Source organism: Hydrogenophaga sp. PBL-H3, assembly GCF_010104355.1.
Taxonomy (GTDB): Bacteria; Pseudomonadota; Gammaproteobacteria; order Burkholderiales; family Burkholderiaceae_C; genus Hydrogenophaga.
In genome coordinates this window covers 111,630-128,999 of sequence record NZ_CP044972.1, presented here as the reverse complement: position 1 = coordinate 128,999, position 17,370 = coordinate 111,630, and the positions used below count along the sequence as shown (strand labels likewise).

The 17,370-nt window shown below is 66.5% G+C and carries 14 protein-coding genes; 3 read left to right on the top strand and 11 right to left on the bottom strand.

The window, feature by feature from the left end; translation table 11 throughout:
• Nucleotides 1-63: 63 nt before the first annotated feature.
• From F9Z44_RS00575 to F9Z44_RS00530, 10 genes are all read right to left on the bottom strand, one after another.
• Complete coding sequence (locus F9Z44_RS00575) at nucleotides 64-1,398, bottom strand: type III glutamate--ammonia ligase (RefSeq protein ID WP_159602641.1); 1,335 nt, start codon at nucleotides 1,396-1,398, stop codon at nucleotides 64-66.
• Nucleotides 1,395-2,684, bottom strand: a complete 1,290-nt coding sequence (gene gabT / locus F9Z44_RS00570; protein ID WP_159608532.1) for a 4-aminobutyrate--2-oxoglutarate transaminase — start codon at nucleotides 2,682-2,684, stop codon at nucleotides 1,395-1,397. The genes F9Z44_RS00575 and gabT overlap by 4 nt, the downstream gene beginning before the upstream one ends.
• Nucleotides 2,685-2,704: 20 nt before the next feature.
• Nucleotides 2,705-4,174 (bottom strand): aldehyde dehydrogenase, encoded by a 1,470-nt coding sequence (locus F9Z44_RS00565; protein ID WP_159602638.1) that lies wholly within the window; start codon nucleotides 4,172-4,174, stop codon nucleotides 2,705-2,707.
• 188 nt (nucleotides 4,175-4,362) lie between these two features.
• The gene (locus tag F9Z44_RS00560; protein WP_159602635.1) at nucleotides 4,363-5,223 is read right to left on the bottom strand and encodes an ABC transporter permease; all 861 of its coding nucleotides are present in this window, start codon (nucleotides 5,221-5,223) and stop codon (nucleotides 4,363-4,365) included.
• Nucleotide 5,224: 1 nt separating this feature from the next.
• The gene (locus F9Z44_RS00555) at nucleotides 5,225-6,121 is read right to left on the bottom strand and encodes an ABC transporter permease (protein ID WP_442907301.1); all 897 of its coding nucleotides are present in this window, start codon (nucleotides 6,119-6,121) and stop codon (nucleotides 5,225-5,227) included.
• An 8-nt stretch (nucleotides 6,122-6,129) separates the two neighbouring features.
• The gene (locus F9Z44_RS00550; protein WP_159602629.1) at nucleotides 6,130-7,233 is read right to left on the bottom strand and encodes an ABC transporter ATP-binding protein; all 1,104 of its coding nucleotides are present in this window, start codon (nucleotides 7,231-7,233) and stop codon (nucleotides 6,130-6,132) included.
• 109 nt (nucleotides 7,234-7,342) lie between these two features.
• Nucleotides 7,343-8,521, bottom strand: a complete 1,179-nt coding sequence (locus F9Z44_RS00545; protein WP_159602626.1) for an extracellular solute-binding protein — start codon at nucleotides 8,519-8,521, stop codon at nucleotides 7,343-7,345.
• Between the two features lie 153 nt (nucleotides 8,522-8,674).
• Nucleotides 8,675-10,114, bottom strand: coding sequence for an aspartate aminotransferase family protein (locus tag F9Z44_RS00540; protein WP_159602623.1), 1,440 nt, complete (start codon nucleotides 10,112-10,114; stop codon nucleotides 8,675-8,677).
• 26 nt (nucleotides 10,115-10,140) lie between these two features.
• A complete protein-coding gene (locus F9Z44_RS00535; RefSeq protein ID WP_159602620.1) occupies nucleotides 10,141-11,511 on the bottom strand; it encodes a glutamine synthetase family protein in 1,371 nt (456 codons plus the stop codon).
• A 58-nt stretch (nucleotides 11,512-11,569) separates the two neighbouring features.
• Nucleotides 11,570-12,379: a gamma-glutamyl-gamma-aminobutyrate hydrolase family protein gene (locus F9Z44_RS00530; RefSeq protein ID WP_159602617.1), complete on the bottom strand. Its 810-nt coding sequence runs from the start codon at nucleotides 12,377-12,379 to the stop codon at nucleotides 11,570-11,572.
• 99 nt (nucleotides 12,380-12,478) lie between these two features.
• Between F9Z44_RS00530 and pdxR the strand changes: the two genes are divergently transcribed.
• The 3 genes from pdxR (at nucleotide 12,479) to F9Z44_RS00515 (ending at nucleotide 16,063) form a co-directional block, all read left to right on the top strand.
• The gene (gene pdxR / locus F9Z44_RS00525; RefSeq protein WP_159602614.1) at nucleotides 12,479-13,960 is read left to right on the top strand and encodes a MocR-like pyridoxine biosynthesis transcription factor PdxR; all 1,482 of its coding nucleotides are present in this window, start codon (nucleotides 12,479-12,481) and stop codon (nucleotides 13,958-13,960) included.
• A 148-nt stretch (nucleotides 13,961-14,108) separates the two neighbouring features.
• Nucleotides 14,109-15,518 (top strand): beta/gamma crystallin-related protein, encoded by a 1,410-nt coding sequence (locus F9Z44_RS00520; RefSeq protein ID WP_159602611.1) that lies wholly within the window; start codon nucleotides 14,109-14,111, stop codon nucleotides 15,516-15,518.
• A gap of 47 nt (nucleotides 15,519-15,565) precedes the next feature.
• The gene (locus F9Z44_RS00515; protein ID WP_159602608.1) at nucleotides 15,566-16,063 is read left to right on the top strand and encodes a thioesterase family protein; all 498 of its coding nucleotides are present in this window, start codon (nucleotides 15,566-15,568) and stop codon (nucleotides 16,061-16,063) included.
• Between the two features lies 1 nt (nucleotide 16,064).
• Here F9Z44_RS00515 and F9Z44_RS00510 read toward each other — a convergent pair whose 3' ends face one another.
• A complete protein-coding gene (locus tag F9Z44_RS00510; RefSeq protein ID WP_159602605.1) occupies nucleotides 16,065-17,369 on the bottom strand; it encodes an NAD(P)/FAD-dependent oxidoreductase in 1,305 nt (434 codons plus the stop codon).
• Nucleotide 17,370 lies beyond the last annotated feature (1 nt).

Genomic DNA, 17,370 nt, shown 5'->3' with positions numbered 1-17,370 from the left:
AGGCCGCAGGGTGCGCCCCCTGGAGGGGGTGACGCCGCAGGCGGCGCGGGGGGGTGCCTTTGATCAGGCCGCGTTACCGTAACGCTCCAACTCCCAGTCGCTCACCTGCTGGCTGTAGCTGGCCCATTCGGCATGCTTCAGGGTCAGGAACTCGTGGCAGAACGCATCGCCCACGGCGGCGCGCAGCGGTGCGTCCTGCTCCAGCGCCTGCAGCGCGGCAAACAGGTCGCGCGGCAGCCGGTCGGGCAAGGGCTCACCGCGCGCATGCAACTCGTACAGGTCGTCGGTGCAGGGCGTGGCGGCGGGCAGACCCTTCTCGATGCCCGACAGGCCGGCGGCCAGCGTGCCGGCGATGGCGGCGTACACGTTGCACGAGGGGTCGGGCAGGCGCCATTCGATGCGGCCGGCCACGGTGCGCACGAGGCAGGTGCGGTTGTTGTCGCCCACGGCTTTCCACACCGGTGACCAGGTGGTGCCCGACGCGCTGCGGCTGGCGGCCAGGCGCTTGTAGCTGTTGACCGTGGGCGCACACAGGGCGGCCAGCGCGTCGGCATGGTGCAGCAGGCCGGCGGCGAACTGGTGGCCGGTGGTGCTCAGGCCCAGCGCGCCAGCCGGGTCGGCCATCACGGCATGGCCGTTGGCGTCGGTCAGGCTCAGGTGGAAATGCAACCCGCTGCCCGGCGCGTGCGCCAGCGGCTTGGGCATGGTGGAGAACACAGCGCCGTGTTGCGCCGCCACCGCCTGCGCGGCGAGCTTGAAGAGCTGGTAGCGGTCGGCCGCGGCCAGCGCGTCGTCGTGCTGGTAGTTGATCTCGTACTGGCCGCAAGCGTCTTCGTGGTCGATCTGCTGCAGCCCGAAGCCCAGCGCGGTGAGCGTCTGGCGCATCGCGTCGAGAAACGCGAAGTTGCGGCTGATCGCCTGCAGGTCGTATGAAGGTTTGGCGAGGCCGTCCAGCGCGTCAGCCACCTGCCAGCGGCCCTGGTTGTTGCGATTGAGCAGGAAGAACTCGGGCTCGATGCCGACCCACAGCGTCCAGCCGCGCGCCTTCAAGCGTTCAACCTGGCGCTTGAGCACCTGGCGCGAACAGGTGTCCAGCGGCTCGCCGCCGGCAAAACCGTCGCACACCGCGTGCGCCACGCCAGGCATGAAGGGCAGCGGACGCAGGCTCTCGGGCACCACGCGGCCCATGTACTCGCTGCGCGCGCCCATGCGCGGCAGGCCGGTGCCGCTGATGCTGGGGCCCGAAAACCCCGCCCCGCTGCTCACCGCACCGGGCAGGCCGTCGAGCGGCACCAGCTTGCCCTTGGGGCCACCGGGCAGGTCGGTGAAGGTGGTGAGCACCGAGTGGATGCCCTGGGCGCGCAGGGCCGCGATGCGCTCATCCAAAGTCAAGCTCAAGCCAGCACCTCGGCCAGCGCAGCATCGAACACCGCCAAGCCCTCGGCAAACACGCTGTCTTCGATGGTCAATGGAAAGAGGAAACGGATCACGTTGCCATACACGCCGCAGGTCAGCAGCAGCAGGCCGCGTTTGAGGGCTGCGGCCTGCACCTTCTTCGTGGTGTCGGCATCGGGCGCACCTTTCGCGTCGATGAACTCGCAGGCCACCATGGCGCCCAGGCCGCGCACGTCGCCCATTCGTTTGGGGTACACGGCGCGTTTGGCAATCAGGTGGCCAATGAGCTGGTCGCCCAGCTTCTGCGCGCGCTCGGGCAAGCGTTCTTCAGCCATCACGTCCAGCACCGCGTGCGACGCGGCGATGGCCAGCGGGTTGCCCGCGTACGTGCCACCCAGGCCGCCCGGGGCCGGGCCGTCCATGATCGCGGCCTTGCCCGACACGGCCGAGAGCGTGGTGCCACCGGCCATGCTCTTGGCCATGGTCATGAGGTCGGGGCTCACGCCGTAGTGCTCCATGGCAAACATCTTGCCGGTGCGCGCAAAACCGGTCTGCACCTCGTCGGCCACCAGCAAGATGCCGTGCTGGTCGCACAGTTCACGCAGCCACTTCACCGCGGCCGGCTGGATGGGGTTGAAACCGCCCTCGCCCTGCACCGGTTCAAACACGATGGCCGCCACGCGGCTGGGCTCGATGTCGCACTTGAAGAGCTGCTCCATCGCGCGCTTCGTGTCGTCCAGCGAACTGCAGTGGCACGGAAACGGCACGTGGTAAATCTCGGGCGGGAACGGGCCAAAGCCGGCTTTGTAGGGCTGCACCTTGCCGGTGAGCGCCACCGAGAACATGCTGCGGCCGTGGAACGCCCCACCGAACGCAATGACGCCGGTGCGCCCGGTGCTGTAGCGCGCGATCTTCATCGCGTTCTCGATGGCCTCGGCGCCGGTGGAGAAAAACGCGGTCTTCACCGGCCCGGCGATCGGCACGATGGCGTTGATGCGCTCGGCCAGCGCCACGTATTCCGTGTACGGCACCACCTGGTAACAGCTGTGCGTGAAGCGCTGCAACTGCGCCGCGATGGCCGCCTGCACCTTGGGGTGCACGTGGCCGGTGTTGAGCACCGCGATGCCGCCTGCGAAGTCGATGAATCGGCGGCCCTCGATGTCCCAGAACTCGGCGTTCTTCCCCTTGTCGATGAAGAAGTCGCCCATCACGCCCACCCCGCGGGGTGTGGCGTCGAGCCGGCGCTGGTGCCAGGCGGCGTTGGTGTTGTCGGTCTTGAGTTCGTTCATGGCGTTCATGGGTGTCTCCTTCAAATGGGTGAATCGATGCGAATCCAGGTGGTTTTCGTCTCGGTGTACTTGTCGAACGCGTGCAGCGACTTGTCACGCCCCACACCGCTCTGCTTGAAACCACCAAACGGCACGGTGATGTCGTCCTCGTCGTACTGGTTCACGTGCACAGTGCCCGCGCGCAGCGCACGCGCGACGCCGTGCGCCTTGTTGATGTCGCGGGTCCACACGGCGGCCTGAAGGCCATACACGCTGTTGTTGGCCTCGCGCACCACCTCGGCAGCGTCAGTGAAGCTCAGCACCGAGAGCACCGGGCCAAAGATCTCCTCGCGCGCGATCGTCATCTGCGGCGTCACGCCGTCGAAGATCGTGGGCAGCACGTAGTTGCCGCCGGCCACCGGCATCGCTGCCTCGCCGCCGGCGATCAGCTTCGCGCCTTCGCTCTTGCCCAGGCCGATGTAGCGCATCACGTTGTCCATCTGCACCTTGTCGACGATGGCACCCATCACGGTGGACTTCTCCAGCGGGTTGCCTGGCTGGTAGCCCGGCACCAGCTTCAAGGCCTTCTCCAGGAAGGCATCCTTGATCGAGGCCTCGACGAACAGGCGCGAGGGCGCGTTGCAGCTCTCGCCCTGGTTGAAGAAGATGCTGCCCACCGCCGCCTCCACTGCGCGGTCGAGGTCGGGGCAGTCGGCGAACACGATGTTGGGCGACTTGCCGCCCAGCTCCGTCCAGGCACGCTTCAAGTTGCTCTGCCCGGCCATCACGTGGATCTGCTTGCCCACGCGCGTGCTGCCGGTGAAGGCGATGCAGTCCACGTCCATGTGCAACGCCAGCGGGCTGCCCGCCTCGGGTCCGTAGCCCGGCACCACGTTGAACACGCCCGGCGGAATGCCCGCAGCCAGCGCCAGCTCGGCCAGGCGCAGCGCGGTCAGCGGGCTTTTCTCCGAAGGCTTCAATACCACCGAGTTGCCGGCGGCCAGCGCCGGTGCGATCTTCCAGGCCGCCATGATCATGGGGTAGTTCCAGGGCACGATCACGCCCACCACCCCCACCGGCTCGCGCGTGATCAGCGCCAACGCGTTGCGCCCCGTGGGCGCGATCTCGTCGTACACCTTGTCCACCGCCTCGCCGTACCAGCGGATGCAGTTGGCCGCGCTGTTCACGTCCACGCCCTTGGCGTACTTGATGGGTTTGCCCATGTCCAGCGTTTCGGTCAGCGCCAGCTCGTCGGCGTGCGCGCTGAGCTGCTCGGCGAACTTGATCATGATGCGCTTGCGCTGCGCCGGCGCCATGCCGCTCCAGCGGTGGTCTTCAAACGCGGCGCGGCCGGCAGCCACCGCAGCGTCGATGTCGGCCTCACCACAACGCGCCACGGCGGTCAGCAGGCGACCGTCCACCGGTGAAATGCAGTCAAAGGTCTGGCCATCGCGCGCGGCGGTGCGTTCGCCGTTGATGAATGCGCGGCCGTCGAAGGTGGGAGTGGTCATGGTGGCGGTAGAAAAATGCCGTTCGCCCTGGGCTTGTCGAAGGGCTCACCCCCGTGCTGGCGAGGGCTTCGACAAGCTCAGCCCGAACGGAGAAGACGGGCAAGTGGCCTCATGCTACGCCCGAAACCCGGGCCACACAGCATCCACTTGCCCCGGCCGCCAGCGATCCAGTGACCCTGGGCGCGCCCTCAGTTCGGGTTGAGCGCCACCAGCTCGGCCCGGGTGGCCGCCGCAATCTCGCGCTCGCGTTTTCGCGTCGCCCGCGCCACCCAGACCGCGTAGCTCACGATACCGATGGTCACCGTCACGATCAGCAGCGTGGCCGCGGCGTAGATGGTCGGGTTGATGCCGCGCCGGGCGTAGCCAAAGATCACCTGCGGCAGCGTGTTCACGCCCGGGCCGGAGAGGAATTCGGAGATCACCACGTCGTCGAACGAGAGCGTGAACGACAGCAGGAAGGCCGCCAGGATGGCCTGGAAGATGTTGGGCAGCGTGATCAGGAAGAACACCTGGAACGGGCGCGCGCCCAGGTCCATGGCGGCCTCCTCGATCGAGCGGTCCATCTCCATCAGGCGGCTCTGGATCACCACCATGCCGTAGGCCATGCCCAGCAGCGTGTGGCCGAAGATGATGGTGAGCATGCCGCGCTCGGGCCAGCCAAACGCGTTCTGCGCGCCCACCATCAGCAGCAGCAGCGACAGGCCGATCACCACCTCGGGCATCACCAGCGGCGCGTTGACCATGCCCGAGAAGATGGTCCGGCCGGCGAAGCGGCGGTAGCGCACCAGCACGAAGGCGGCGAAGGTGCCGAGCACGGCCGAGAGCACGCCTGTGACGGCCGCCACCTTGAGTGAAAGCCAGAAGCCTTCGACGATCTTGCTGTCGCGCGTGAGCGCCTCGTACCAGCGCAGCGAGAAGCCGGTGAAGTTGGCGTCCTGGCGTGTGCTGTTGAAGCTGAACACGATCATGAAGAACAGCGGCAGGTACAGGAACAGGTAGACCGCCGCCAGCCAGAACTTGCCGAAGTGCTTTTCAAGGATCTGCTTCATGTCACTTCACCTCGTCGCTGGTGTAGTGGTAATAGATCGCCAGCGGCACGACGATCAGCGCGATCATCACCACCGCCAGCGCGGTGGCGCGCGGCCAGTTGTTGCTGGTGAACATCTCGTCCCAGACCACGCGCCCGATCATGATGTTCTCCGGCCCGCCCAGGAGCGAAGGGATCACGAACTCGCCCACCGAGGGAATGAACACCAGCATGAAGCCCGCCACGATGCCGGCCTTGGACAGCGGCACGGTGATGAGCCAGAAGGCCTTGAACGGCGTGGTGCCCAGGTCGTATGCGGCCTCCAGCAGGCGAAAGTCCATCTTCACCAGCGTGGCGTACAGCGGCAGCACCATGAAGGGCAGGTACACATAGGTCATGCCCACCAGCATGGAGACGTTGGTGTAGAGCATGAGGATCGGTTCGCTCGTGATGCCCACGGCCATGAGCAGCTGGTTGAGCACGCCCTGGTCGGCCAGGATGCCTTTCCACGCGTAGACGCGCAACAAAAAGGAAGTCCAGAACGGCAGCATGACCATCATCAGCAGCGCCGGGCGCACGCTGGCCGGCGAACGCGCGATGAAATAGGCGAAGGGGTAACCGAACACCAGGCACAGCACGGCCGTCCACAGCGCGTACCAGATCGAGCGCAGGTAAGCCTCGATGTAGATGGTCTTGAACAGCACGCCGCCTTCGTCGCGGAAGATGGTCCAGTAGTTCTCGTACTTCAGGCTGAGCAGGCCGGTCTGGCTGTCCCAGATCGGCTTGAACGGGTTGATGCTCTCGCCCATGTCCACGAAGCTGATGTAGAGCAGGATCAGGAAGGGCAGGAAGAAGAAGACGAACAGCCAGACATAGGGCACGCCGATGACGAAGCGCTTGCCGGGCATGGGCAGGTTCATGGCCATGGTCAGTCCCTCAGCACCACACCGGCCTTGTCGTTCCACCAGAAGAAGACCGTGTCCTCCCAGGTGATGTCCGACAAATCCTGCCGTGAGGTGTTGGCCTCGGTGATTTTGAGCTTGCTGCCGTTGCTGGCCTGCACGATGTAGGTGTTGTAGGAGCCGAAGTAGGCGATCTCCTTGACCGTGCCTGTGAACAGGTTGGCAGCCACGCCGTCGGGGCGGTGCTTGCTGATCTCGATCTTCTCAGGCCGCACGGCCAGCGTCACCACCATCCCCAGGTGACCTGGCACGCCGTGGCCAACCTGGATCTCGCCGATGCCCGTGCTCACCGCACAGCGGTCGGGCTCGTCCACGCTCAGCTTGCCTTCGAACAGGTTCACGTTGCCGATGAAGTCGGCCACGAAACGGTTGGCCGGGTGCTCGTAAATCTCTTCGGGCGTGCCCACCTGCAGCACGCGCCCCTTGCTCATGATGGCAATGCGGCTGGCCATGGTCATGGCCTCTTCCTGGTCGTGCGTCACCATCACCACGGTCACGCCCACCTTCTCGATGATGTTGACCAGTTCAAACTGGGTCTGCTCGCGCAGCTTCTTGTCGAGTGCGCCCAGCGGCTCGTCGAGCAGCAACAGCTTGGGCCGCTTGGCCAGGCTGCGCGCCAGCGCCACGCGCTGCTGCTGACCACCCGAGAGCTGGTGCGGCTTGCGCTGGGCATAGGGCGTCAGCTGCACCAGGGCCAGCATCTCGTCGGTGCGTTGCTGCACCTCGGCTTTGGGCAGGCCCTCGCGTTTCAGGCCAAAGGCCACGTTCTCCCAGATGTTGAGGTGGGGAAACAGAGCGTAGGACTGGAACATCATGTTGACCGGCCGCTCGTACGGCGGCATGGCCGCCACGTCCTGGCCGCCCAGCAGGATGCGCCCCGAGGTCGGCTTCTCGAAGCCGGCCAGCATGCGCAGCAGGGTGGACTTGCCACACCCCGAGCTGCCCAGCAGGGCAAAGATCTCGCCCTTGCGGATCGACAGCGAGACTTCGTCCACCGCCACGGCTTCGTCGAAGCGCTTGACCAGCTTTTCGGTGACCAGATAACCCGCCTGGGTGCCCGTCTCTGCCATGTTCATTCCTTGTTGTTGTCCGGGAAAAGTGGATCAAGGGTCAAAAAAAGGGCTGTTCATACGGTGCGTACGAACAGCCCAGGGTCGGGTCTGAAGAGAACCGGACGCCTTACTTGCCCTTCTTGAAGCTGTTGTAAGCGTTGGCCAGGGCTTCACGCGCTTCGTTGGTGAAGCTGCTCGGCGGGATCATCTTGGCGAAGTAGGCGGACTCCACAAAGATCGTCTTGTTGCCCGCGATCTCGGGCTTGATCTTGTCGGTGGCCGCCTTGTTGCCGGTGGGGTAGTTCATCTCGTTGGCCATGGCCGCGGCGTTCTCCGGGCGCAGGTAGAAGTCGATGAAGGCCATGGCGTTGTTCGGGTGCTTGGCATCCTTGGTCACCGCCATGGTGTCAAAGAAGATCAGCGCGCCGGTGCTCGGCAGCAGGGCTTCGATCACGTCCTTGGAACCGTTCTCCTTGGCGCGGCCAGCCGCGATGTTGACGTCGCCCGACCAGGCCACGGCCACGCAGGCCTTGCCGCCAGCGATGTCGTCGATCATGGTGGAGCTGAACAGGCGCACGTCCTTGCGCACCTTCTTCAGCATCTCGTTGGCCAGCTTGTAGTCGGCCGGGTCGTTCGAGTAGGCGTCCTTGCCGATGTAGTGCAACGCCACCGGCATGATTTCGGTGGGTGAGTCCAGGTAGGCGATGCCGCAGGACTTGAGCTTGCTCGTGTACTCGGGCTTGAACACCAGGTCCCAGGCGTTTTCAGGCATGGCCATGCCGCCCAGGGCCTTTTCGACCTTGGTCTTGTTGATGCCCACGGTGGTGAAGCCCCAGGCCCACGGCACCAGGTGTTTGTTCTCCGGGTCGGCCTTGGTCAGCGTGGTCAGGATCGCCGGGTCCATGTTGGCCAGGTTGGGGATCTGCTCCTTCTTGAGCGGCTGCAGCAGACCGCCTTCGATCTGACCTTTGGCGAAGACGGTGCCGGGCACGACGATGTCGTAGCCGGTGTTGCCCGCCACCAGTTTGGCGTGCAGCGCCTCGTTGGTCTCGAAGGTGTCGTAGTTGACCTTGATGCCGGTTTCCTTCTCGAAGCTGGCGATCATGCCTTCGGGGATGTAGTCGGGCCAGTTGTAGATGTTGAGCACCTTCTCGTCGTCGAGCACCGGGCCGGCGGGCACGGGCGGGGCGGCTGGAGCAGCGGCCACCGGCGCAGGCGCGGCAGGTGCCGCCACGGGCTCTTCCTTCTTGCCGCAAGACGCCAGCAGGACCGCCGACATTGCAATAACCAAAACGTGTTTCTTCATGGTGGTGCTCGCTCCTGAGAGGGGTTGATCAATGACAAATCGAACCGAAAGGCGTGGAAAAAGACTCGGAAACCAACTAGCAAGTTCCAGACCCGCCGCCGCCCGAAAAGCACCGCGTCGGTGCGTTTGGGCGTACTGCAGGGGGCATTCTATTCACGCATGCTGGCCGGCGGCACGCAGCTGCGCCAGCGTGGCGTCCAGGCAGGTGCGGATCAGCGTCATCATCTCGTCGATCTGGGCGCGTGTCATCACCAGCGGTGGCGCGATGATCATGCGGTCGCCCACGGCCCGCATGATCAGCCCGTTCTTGAAACAGTGGGCGCGGCACATCATCCCCACGCCCAGGTCCGGGTCGAAGGTGGCGCGGGTGGCCTTGTCCTTCACCAGCACCAGCCCGGCCACGAAACCGCAGGTCTCGGCCACGCCCACCAGCGGGTGGTCGTTCAGTTCGGCAAAGCGCTCCGCGAGATACGGGCCGGTGTCCTCGCGCACCCGGCCCACCAGGTTCTCGCGCTCCATCAGCTCGATGTTGGCCAGCGCCACCGCGCAGGCCACTGGGTGGCCGCTGTAGGTGTAGCCGTGGTTGAACTCACCGCCCTTGTCGATCAGCACCTGGGCCACGCGGTCGCCCACCATCACGCCGCCCAGCGGGATGTAGCCACTGGTCACACCCTTGGCAAACGTCACCAGGTCGGGCCGGATGCCGAACTTCTCGTAGGCGAACCAGTGGCCCAGGCGCCCGAAGGCGCAGATCACCTCGTCGCTGATGAGCAGGATGCCGTGCTTGTCGACGATGCGCTGGATCTCGGGCCAATAGGTGGCCGGAGGAATGATCACGCCGCCCGCGCCCTGCACCGGCTCGGCAATGAAGGCCGCCACCTTGTCGGCGCCGAGTTCCAGGATCTTCTCCTCCAGCCAGCCGGCGGCCCGGATGCCGAACGCGTCCTGGCTCTCGCCTGGTAGCGCATTCTCGAAAAAGTAAGGTTGGCCGATGTGCGTGATGTTGGGAATGGGCAGGTCGCCCTGGGCGTGCATGCCGCTCATGCCACCCAGCGATGCGCCGGCCATGGTGGAGCCGTGGTACGCGTTCATGCGGCTGATGATCACCTTGCGCTGCGGCTGGCCGAGCAGGTCCCAGTAGCGGCGCACCATGCGCACGTTGGTGTCGTTGCTCTCGCTGCCGCTGCTGCTGAAGAACACGTGCTCAAACGAACGCCCACCCACCTTGGGGGCGAGTGTCGCCAGCTTGGTGGCCAGCTGCACCGCCGGCACGTTGGTGGTCTGGAAGAAAGCGTTGTAGAACGGCAGCGTCATCATCTGCTGGTACGCGGCGTCGGCCAGCTCCTTGCGGCCATAGCCCGCGTTCACGCACCACAGCCCGCTCATGCCGTCGAGGATCTTGTGGCCCTCGGAATCCCACACGTAGATGTTGTCGGCGCGGGTGATCACGCGAGAGCCACGCGTGGCGAGGTCGCCGTGGTCGGTGAACGGGTGGATGAAGTGGGCGCTGTCGGCGGCCTGGATGGCCTGGGTGTCGTGCTGTTCGGCGCGGCGAACCAGGGCGGGCGGGGCGATGAGGGTCGAGGTGTTCATGCGGGGCTTCTCTTTCACGCTTTCAATCAGACATGCAGCAGCAGGTGTTCACGTTCCCAGGGCGAGATCACCTTCATGAACTCGTCGAACTCCAGCTCCTTGATCTCGGTGTAGATGGTGATGAATTCCTTGCCCAGCACGTCGTGCAGGTCGGTCTCGCGGCGCAGCCAGTCCAGGGCCTCGCCCAGGCTGCGCGGCAGTGCGTAGGGCGAGAGGTAGGCGTCGCCCTTCATCTCGGGCTTGGGCTTGATCTTGTTCTTCAGGCCCAGGTAGCCGCAGGCCAGCGTCATGGCCATGGCGACATACGGGTTGGCGTCGGCGCCGATCACGCGGTTCTCCACGCGGCGCGCCTCGGGGCTGGAGATCGGCGAGCGGATGCCCACCGTGCGGTTGTCGTGGCCCCACTCGATGTTGATGGGGGCGGCGGTGTGGCGCGAGAGGCGCCGGTAGCTGTTCACGTAGGGCGCCACCAGCACCATGGCCGCGGGAATGTAGCGCTGCAGGCCGCCGATGTAGTGGTAGAACGATTCGGACGGTGTGCCGTCGTCGTTGCTGAAGATGTTCTTGCCGGTCGCCTTGCTCAAAATGCTCTGGTGCACGTGCATCGCCGAGCCGGGCTCGCCGGCGATCGGCTTGGCCATGAAGGTGGCGTACATGTCGTGGCGCAGCGCCGATTCGCGCACCGTGCGCTTGAAGAAGAACACCTCGTCGGCCAGGCCCAGCGGGTGGGCATGGAAGAAGTTGATCTCCATCTGGCCGGCGCCGGCCTCGTGGATCAGCGTGTCCACGTTGAGCTTCATCTTGTCGCAGTAGTCGTAGATCTCCTCGAACAGCGGGTCGAACTCGTTGACCGCGTCGATGCTGTACGACTGGCGCGAGGTCTCGGCCCGGCCGCTGCGCCCGATCGGGGGTTTGAGCAGCGTGTTCGGGTCGGTGTTGCGCGCGGTCAGGTAGAACTCCAGCTCGGGCGCGACCACCGGGTCCAGGCCCTCGGCGTCGAAGAGTTCACACACGTGGCGCAACACGCTGCGCGGCGCAAAGGGCACCAGCTTGCCGTCGTGGTCGAAACAGTCGTGGATCACCTGCGCGGTGGGGTCGGTGGCCCAGGGCACGATGCGCGCCGTGGTGGGGTCGGGGCGCAGCTGCATGTCGCGGTCGGTCGGCTCGATCACGTCGTAGTAAGGCCCGCTGGCCGGGAACTCGCCTGTGACCCCCATCGCCACGATGGCCTGCGGCAGGCGCATGCCGCGGTCTTCGGTGAACTTTTCGCGCGGCAGGATCTTGCCGCGCGCCACCCCGGTCAGGTCGGGCACCAGGCACTCGACTTCCGTCACGCGGTTCTGGTTGAGCCAGTTTTCCAGATCGTTGAAGGTCATTTTTTTGTCAGTGGCTGTCATGTGCCGTCTCCTGCGGTGTGTGGTGTGGATCGATCTGGGAAAAAAGCTGGCGCCAGCGTCAGGCGCTGGAACTGGCCGCGCTGCGGTTCAGGTCGGCCGCTTGCAGGCGCAGGCTGTGGCGCGAGCGGCAGGCGCGGCCAAAGGCCTCGAAGATGGCGGCGTAAAACGGTGTTTCCCAGCAGCGCCATTCGGGGTGGAACTGCACGGCATAGGCAAAGGTGCGTGCGCCGCGCACGCCAAACGCCTCCACCACCCCGTCGGGCGCGTGGGCCAGCGCTTCCAGGCCATCGGCCAGGCGGTTGATGCCCTGGCCATGCAGCGAATTCACCTGCGTCTCGGGGCCACCGGCCCACTCCTCGAACACGCTGCCCGGGGCAAAACGCACGCTGTGGCTCGGCGCGTACTGCTCGACGGGCGGCGCGCCACCGGGCTCGCGGTGGTCCATCAGGCCGGGCACTTCGTGCACCCGCTGGTGCAGCGTGCCACCCAGGGCCACGTTGATCTCCTGGAAGCCACGGCAGATGCCCAGCAGCGGCACACCCTCGCGCACGCAAGCTTTGACCAGCGCCAGCGTGAGCAGGTCGCGCTCGGCATCCAGCGGCAGGCTGGGGTCGGCCACGTCCTCGGCAAAGTGGGAGGGGTGCACATTGGAGGGCGAGCCGGTCAGCATCACGCCGTCCACCAAAGAGAGCAGGTCGCTGATCTGATCGTTGTCGGCCAGCGGAAACATCACCGGCTGGGCCTGGGCCCCCACCTTGACGGCCCGGGCGTATTTGTCGCCCAGCAGCAAATAAGGCATCTGGTGCCCGTGGTCACCCATGAGGCGGTGGTCGGCGGGCAGCCAGACCATGCACGGCGGCTTGTTCATGTTCTCTCCAAGGCAATGAGACCCATTGTGAGGACACAATTGGTTCACACTGGGGGCCAGTTAGGACCACCCCGTGGTGCCACTTCACACTCAAATGCCATGTTGTCCGAATTCCTGCTCGCCGAAATGAACCGCCTGGGCACGCAAGACGCGTTGCCGCTGCACCGCCAGCTCTACGAGGCGCTGCGCCGCGCCATGCTCGACGGCAAGCTCGGCGCCGGCGAGCGCCTGCCCTCCAGCCGCGATCTGGCCGAAGACCTCTCGCTCTCGCGCAATACCGTGGTGGCCGCGATCAACCAGCTCAGCGTCGAAGGGTATCTGGCCAGCCGCGTGGGCAGCGGCACCTTTGTGAACGACAACGTGCCGCGCGCCACGCCGGGCCGGGGTGCGCGCCACGGCGGCCAGCCGGCCACCCTGCAGGCCGGGCGGCTGTCGGTGCGCGGCGTGGCGCTCTCCAGCACCTTCTGCGCCACCGCGCTGGAGGTGCAGCCCTTCACCCCCGGCATGGTCGACTTCAGCGCCTTCCCCCTCGCGCTGTGGCAGCGGCTGCAAAACAAACACTGGCGCATGACCTACCCGGACATGCTGGACTACAACACCTCGGGCGGCTACGCGCCGCTGCGCCGCGCCGTGGCCGACTATTTGCGCGTGTTCCGCAGCGTGCATCTGGAGGCCGACCAGGTGGTCATCACCAGCGGCACGCAACAGTCGCTCGAACTCTGTGCGCGCCTGCTGGCCGACCACGGCGACACGGTGTGGGTGGAGGACCCCGCCTACTGGGGCGCGGTCAAGGCCTTCATGGCCACCGGGCTGGCCATCCACCCGGTGCCGGTGGACGAGCAGGGCATCAGCCCGAGCGCGGGCGACAGCGCGAAGCCGCCGCGCCTGATCTACGTGACGCCCTCGCACCAGTACCCCACCGGTGCGGTGATGACCCTGCCCCGGCGCCACCAGCTGCTGGCCACGGCGCGCGCGCACGACGCCTGGGTGCTGGAAGACGACTACGACAGCGAGTACCGCTTCAGCGGCCCACCCATCTCCAGCCTCGAAGGCCTGGACACCGATGGCCGCGTGCTCTACATGGGCACCTTCTCCAAGGTGCTCTACCCCGGCCTGAAGCTGGGCTACCTGGTGGTGCCCAAGCCGCTGGTGACCGCGTTCAAGCAGGCCCACTACGACCTCAACCGCCCGGGTCAGATGCCGGTGCAGGCCGCGCTCGCCGAGTTCATCGAGATGGGCCATTTCGCCAGCGCCCTGCGCCGCGCGCGGCAGAGCTATGCCGAGCGCCGCCAGTGCCTGCTCGAAGCGCTCAAGCCCGTGCTCACCCCCGGTGGCCCCTACATCAGCGGTGCCGAGCAAGGCCTGCACCTGTGCCTGCGCCTGCCCGGCCACATTGACGACCAGGCCCTGGCCCAGCGCATCGCCCAGCAGGGCATGACGGTGCGCCCGCTCTCGGCTTATTGCCTGCAACGCGGCGACCTCAAAGGCCTGGTGATCGGCTACGGCTACGCGCCGCTGGCCGACATCGCGCGCTGCGGACCGGTGCTGGCGGCGATGGTCGAACAGGCGCTCAGGGCCTGACCGCTGCGGGTGGACATCCCACTGGCGGTATCTGTCCGGTAAAGACCCTTCCACGGCGATGTTTTGCACCACATCGTGGTGCGCCAACGCACAGACCACCGATTCGTCAGCCCTCAATCTCGACGTCACCCCCACAGGAGACGTTGACATGAAACACATTTTCGGAATCTTGCTGACCACCGCTTCGGTGGCTTTCAGCGCCCAGGCCATGGCGCAGGCCACCCTCTACGCCAACGACAACCTCAAGGGCGAGTCGTTGCGCATGACCGCCCAGGTCCCCAGCCTGCAACGCTACAACTTCAACGACCGCGCCTCATCCATCGTGGTGGTCGGCAACCGCTGGGAGGTCTGTGAAGAGGCGGGTTTCCGCGGTCGCTGCACCGTGCTGCGTCCAGGCCGTTACAACGCGTTGTCCGACATCGACCTGGAAGACGGCATCTCCTCGGCCCGCATGATCGAGGCCAGCGAGCGGATCAGCGACGACCGATACGCCCCACTGCCCGGTGCGACCCAGGCCCCTGCGCAACTCACCTTCTTCGAGCGCGACGGTTTCCAGGGCCTCTCCTACAGCGCCACCGGTCAGGTCCCCAACCTGCGCCGCACCGGCTTCAACGAACGCGCCTCCTCGGCCGTGGTCACCGGCGAACGCTGGGAAGTCTGTGAAGAAAACCGCTACCGCGGCCAGTGCATGGTTCTGCGCCCAGGACGTTATCCCTCGCTGCAATCCATGGGCCTGAACGACGACATCAGCTCGGTGCGTGTGCTGCCCCGCAATGTCCGCGTGGCCGACAACCGCTACGCACCGCTGCCGGTGGTGTCACAGATCATGTTCTACGAGCGCGAGGGATTCGCCGGCCGCACGTTCACCACCGAAACACCGCTGGCCAACCTGCAGCGCGCCGGCTTCAACGACCGCGCGGCGTCGGTGATCGTGGCCGGTGAGCACTGGGAGGTGTGCGCCGACGCCCGCTTCCGCGGCCAATGCGTGGTGCTGCGCCCCGGGCGTTACGCCTCGCTGGCGTCCATGGGCCTGAACGACCGCATCGTCTCGGTGCGAGAAGCCGAAGACGACTCGCGCGCCAACAACGAACGCAGCAACCCCAACGCCATGCCCGTCTACGACAGCCGCCGCCGCGACAACGAGCGCCTGTATGAGGCCGACATCACCTCATCGCGCGCCGTGCTGGCCACATCGGGCCAGCGCTGCTGGGTCGAGAGCGCGCAGGCACCGCCCGTGCAGGCCAACGCCAACGTGCCGGCCGCCATCGCCGGCGCGCTGCTCGGCGGCATCCTGGGCCACCAGGTCGGCAACGGCACGGGCAAGGACATCGCCACCGTGGGCGGCGCGGTCGCCGGTGCGGCCATCGGCGCACAGGTCGGTCGCGACGGCAAACCCACGAGCCAGGACGTGCAACGCTGCGAGAACGTGCCCGGTGGCGCCCAACCCGCGTACTGGGACGTGACCTACAACTTCCGTGGCACCGACCACCGCATCCAGACGGCATCAGCGCCCGGCAACCGCATCACCGTCAACGAACGCGGCGAGCCGCGCGAGTAAGGCAGTCGCTGCGGCCGGCCTGGTGCGCAGCGTCTACAGTACCTTGCATGATCGGCCTCGCACGCAACCTGACCACGCTCGTCCAGGCCTTGTTCGCCCCCAAAGAGCAACCCCCTCCATCGCGGGTCACCTCGCGCTTTCGGGTCACGCCCTTCGACGTGGGCATCCGCGTGCTCAAGAGCGATCGCTACCTGCAGCTGGCCGAAGCGGCACAGCTCGACTTCCTGGTGCGCACAGGTTGCATCGGGCCCGTGCTTCGCGCCGGCCTGGGCTTCGTCAACGCCTCGCAGCTGATCCGGTTCGCCCGACCCATCGGCCTGTTCCAGCGTGTCGAGGTGGAAACATCCATCGTGTTCGCGGACGACAAGTGCGCGTATTTTTCGCACACCTTGCTCGTGCGAGGCACGCCCCACGCCGAGGTTCTCGTCAAGATGAAGTTCAAGAAGGGCCGACTGACCATCCCACCCCGGGACGTGTTCGGCCCATGCCCGGGCGACAAAGCCGCCCACCTGGTGGCGTGGGACCTGGCGCTGGAGCGCCCCTAGTTCAGAGCACGTCGCGCCAGCGGTGCCACAGCATGCCCAGCGCCAGGCTGGGCGTGCGCAGCAGCGGCCCGCCGGGGAACCGGTGGTGCCGCAGCCGCGCGAACACATCGAAGCGCCCGGCCTGCCCGGCCACCGCGTCGGCCACCAGCTGACCCGCCAGCCCGGTGAGCGCCACGCCGTGGCCGCTGAAGCCCTGCAGGTAGTAGACGTTGTCGCCCAGCCGCCCGAAGTCGGGTGCGCGGTTCATGCTGATGTCGACAAAGCCGCCCCACACAAAGTCGATCGGCGTCTGCGCCAGCGCCGGAAACACCTCGCCCATGCGCCTGGCCATCAAGGCGGAGAGCCTGGCCGGCGTGCGCGTGGTGTAGCTCACGCGCCCGCCAAACAGCATGCGGTGATCGGCGCTGAAGCGGAAGTAGTCGAGCACGAAGTTGTTGTCGCACACCGCGGCGTTGCGCGGGATCAGGCGCGCGCAGAGCCCGGGGTCCAGCGGGGCGGTGCCCACGATGTAGGTGCCCACCGGCATGATGCGCGGCGCGATCTCGGGCGCCACTCTGGGGCCGTGTTCGGGCAGCATGCAGTTGCCGGCGAGCACCGCAAACCGCGCCGTCACCTGGCCCTGTGCGGTGCTCGCCACCAGCGTGGCACCGCGCTGCAGACCGGTCACGGGTGAGTGTTCAAAGATGCGCACGCCCGCGGCCTGCGCAGCGCGCGCCAGGCCCAGCGCGTACTTCAGCGGATGCAGGTGACCAGAGCGCTGTTCGCGCGCGGCGGCCACATAGCGCGGGCTGTTGATCAGGCGCGGCACATCAGCGCCCTCGGCCCAGTCCACCTCGATGCCGCGTTGCCGCAGGTCTTCCATCTCCTCGCGCAAGGCACGCTGCTTGCGTGCCGAGTCGGCCACGTACACATAGCCATGCACCCGGTCGCATTCGATGCTGTGTTGCGCGATGCGCGCATCGATCAGGTCGATGGCCTCCAGCGACATGTCCCACGCGCGTTGCGCATCGGCGGCGCCCAGCTGTTCTTCAAACGGCCCCTGACCGCTGGCAAAACCCACGATGGCCTGGCCACCGTTGCGCCCGCTCGCGCCACTGCCGATGCGGTCGGCCTCCAGCACCACCACACCCAAGCCGCGTTGCGCCAACTCCAGCGCCGCGCTCAGCCCGCTGAAGCCCGCACCCACCACCACCACGTCGGCCTGCAACGCCTCCTGCAGCGGCGGCAACGCCTCGGGCCGCTGCACGCTGGCTTCGTAGTAGCTCGTCTGGTTGAGCTGGGTGTCGGAGCCAACGAGCGAGGCCACG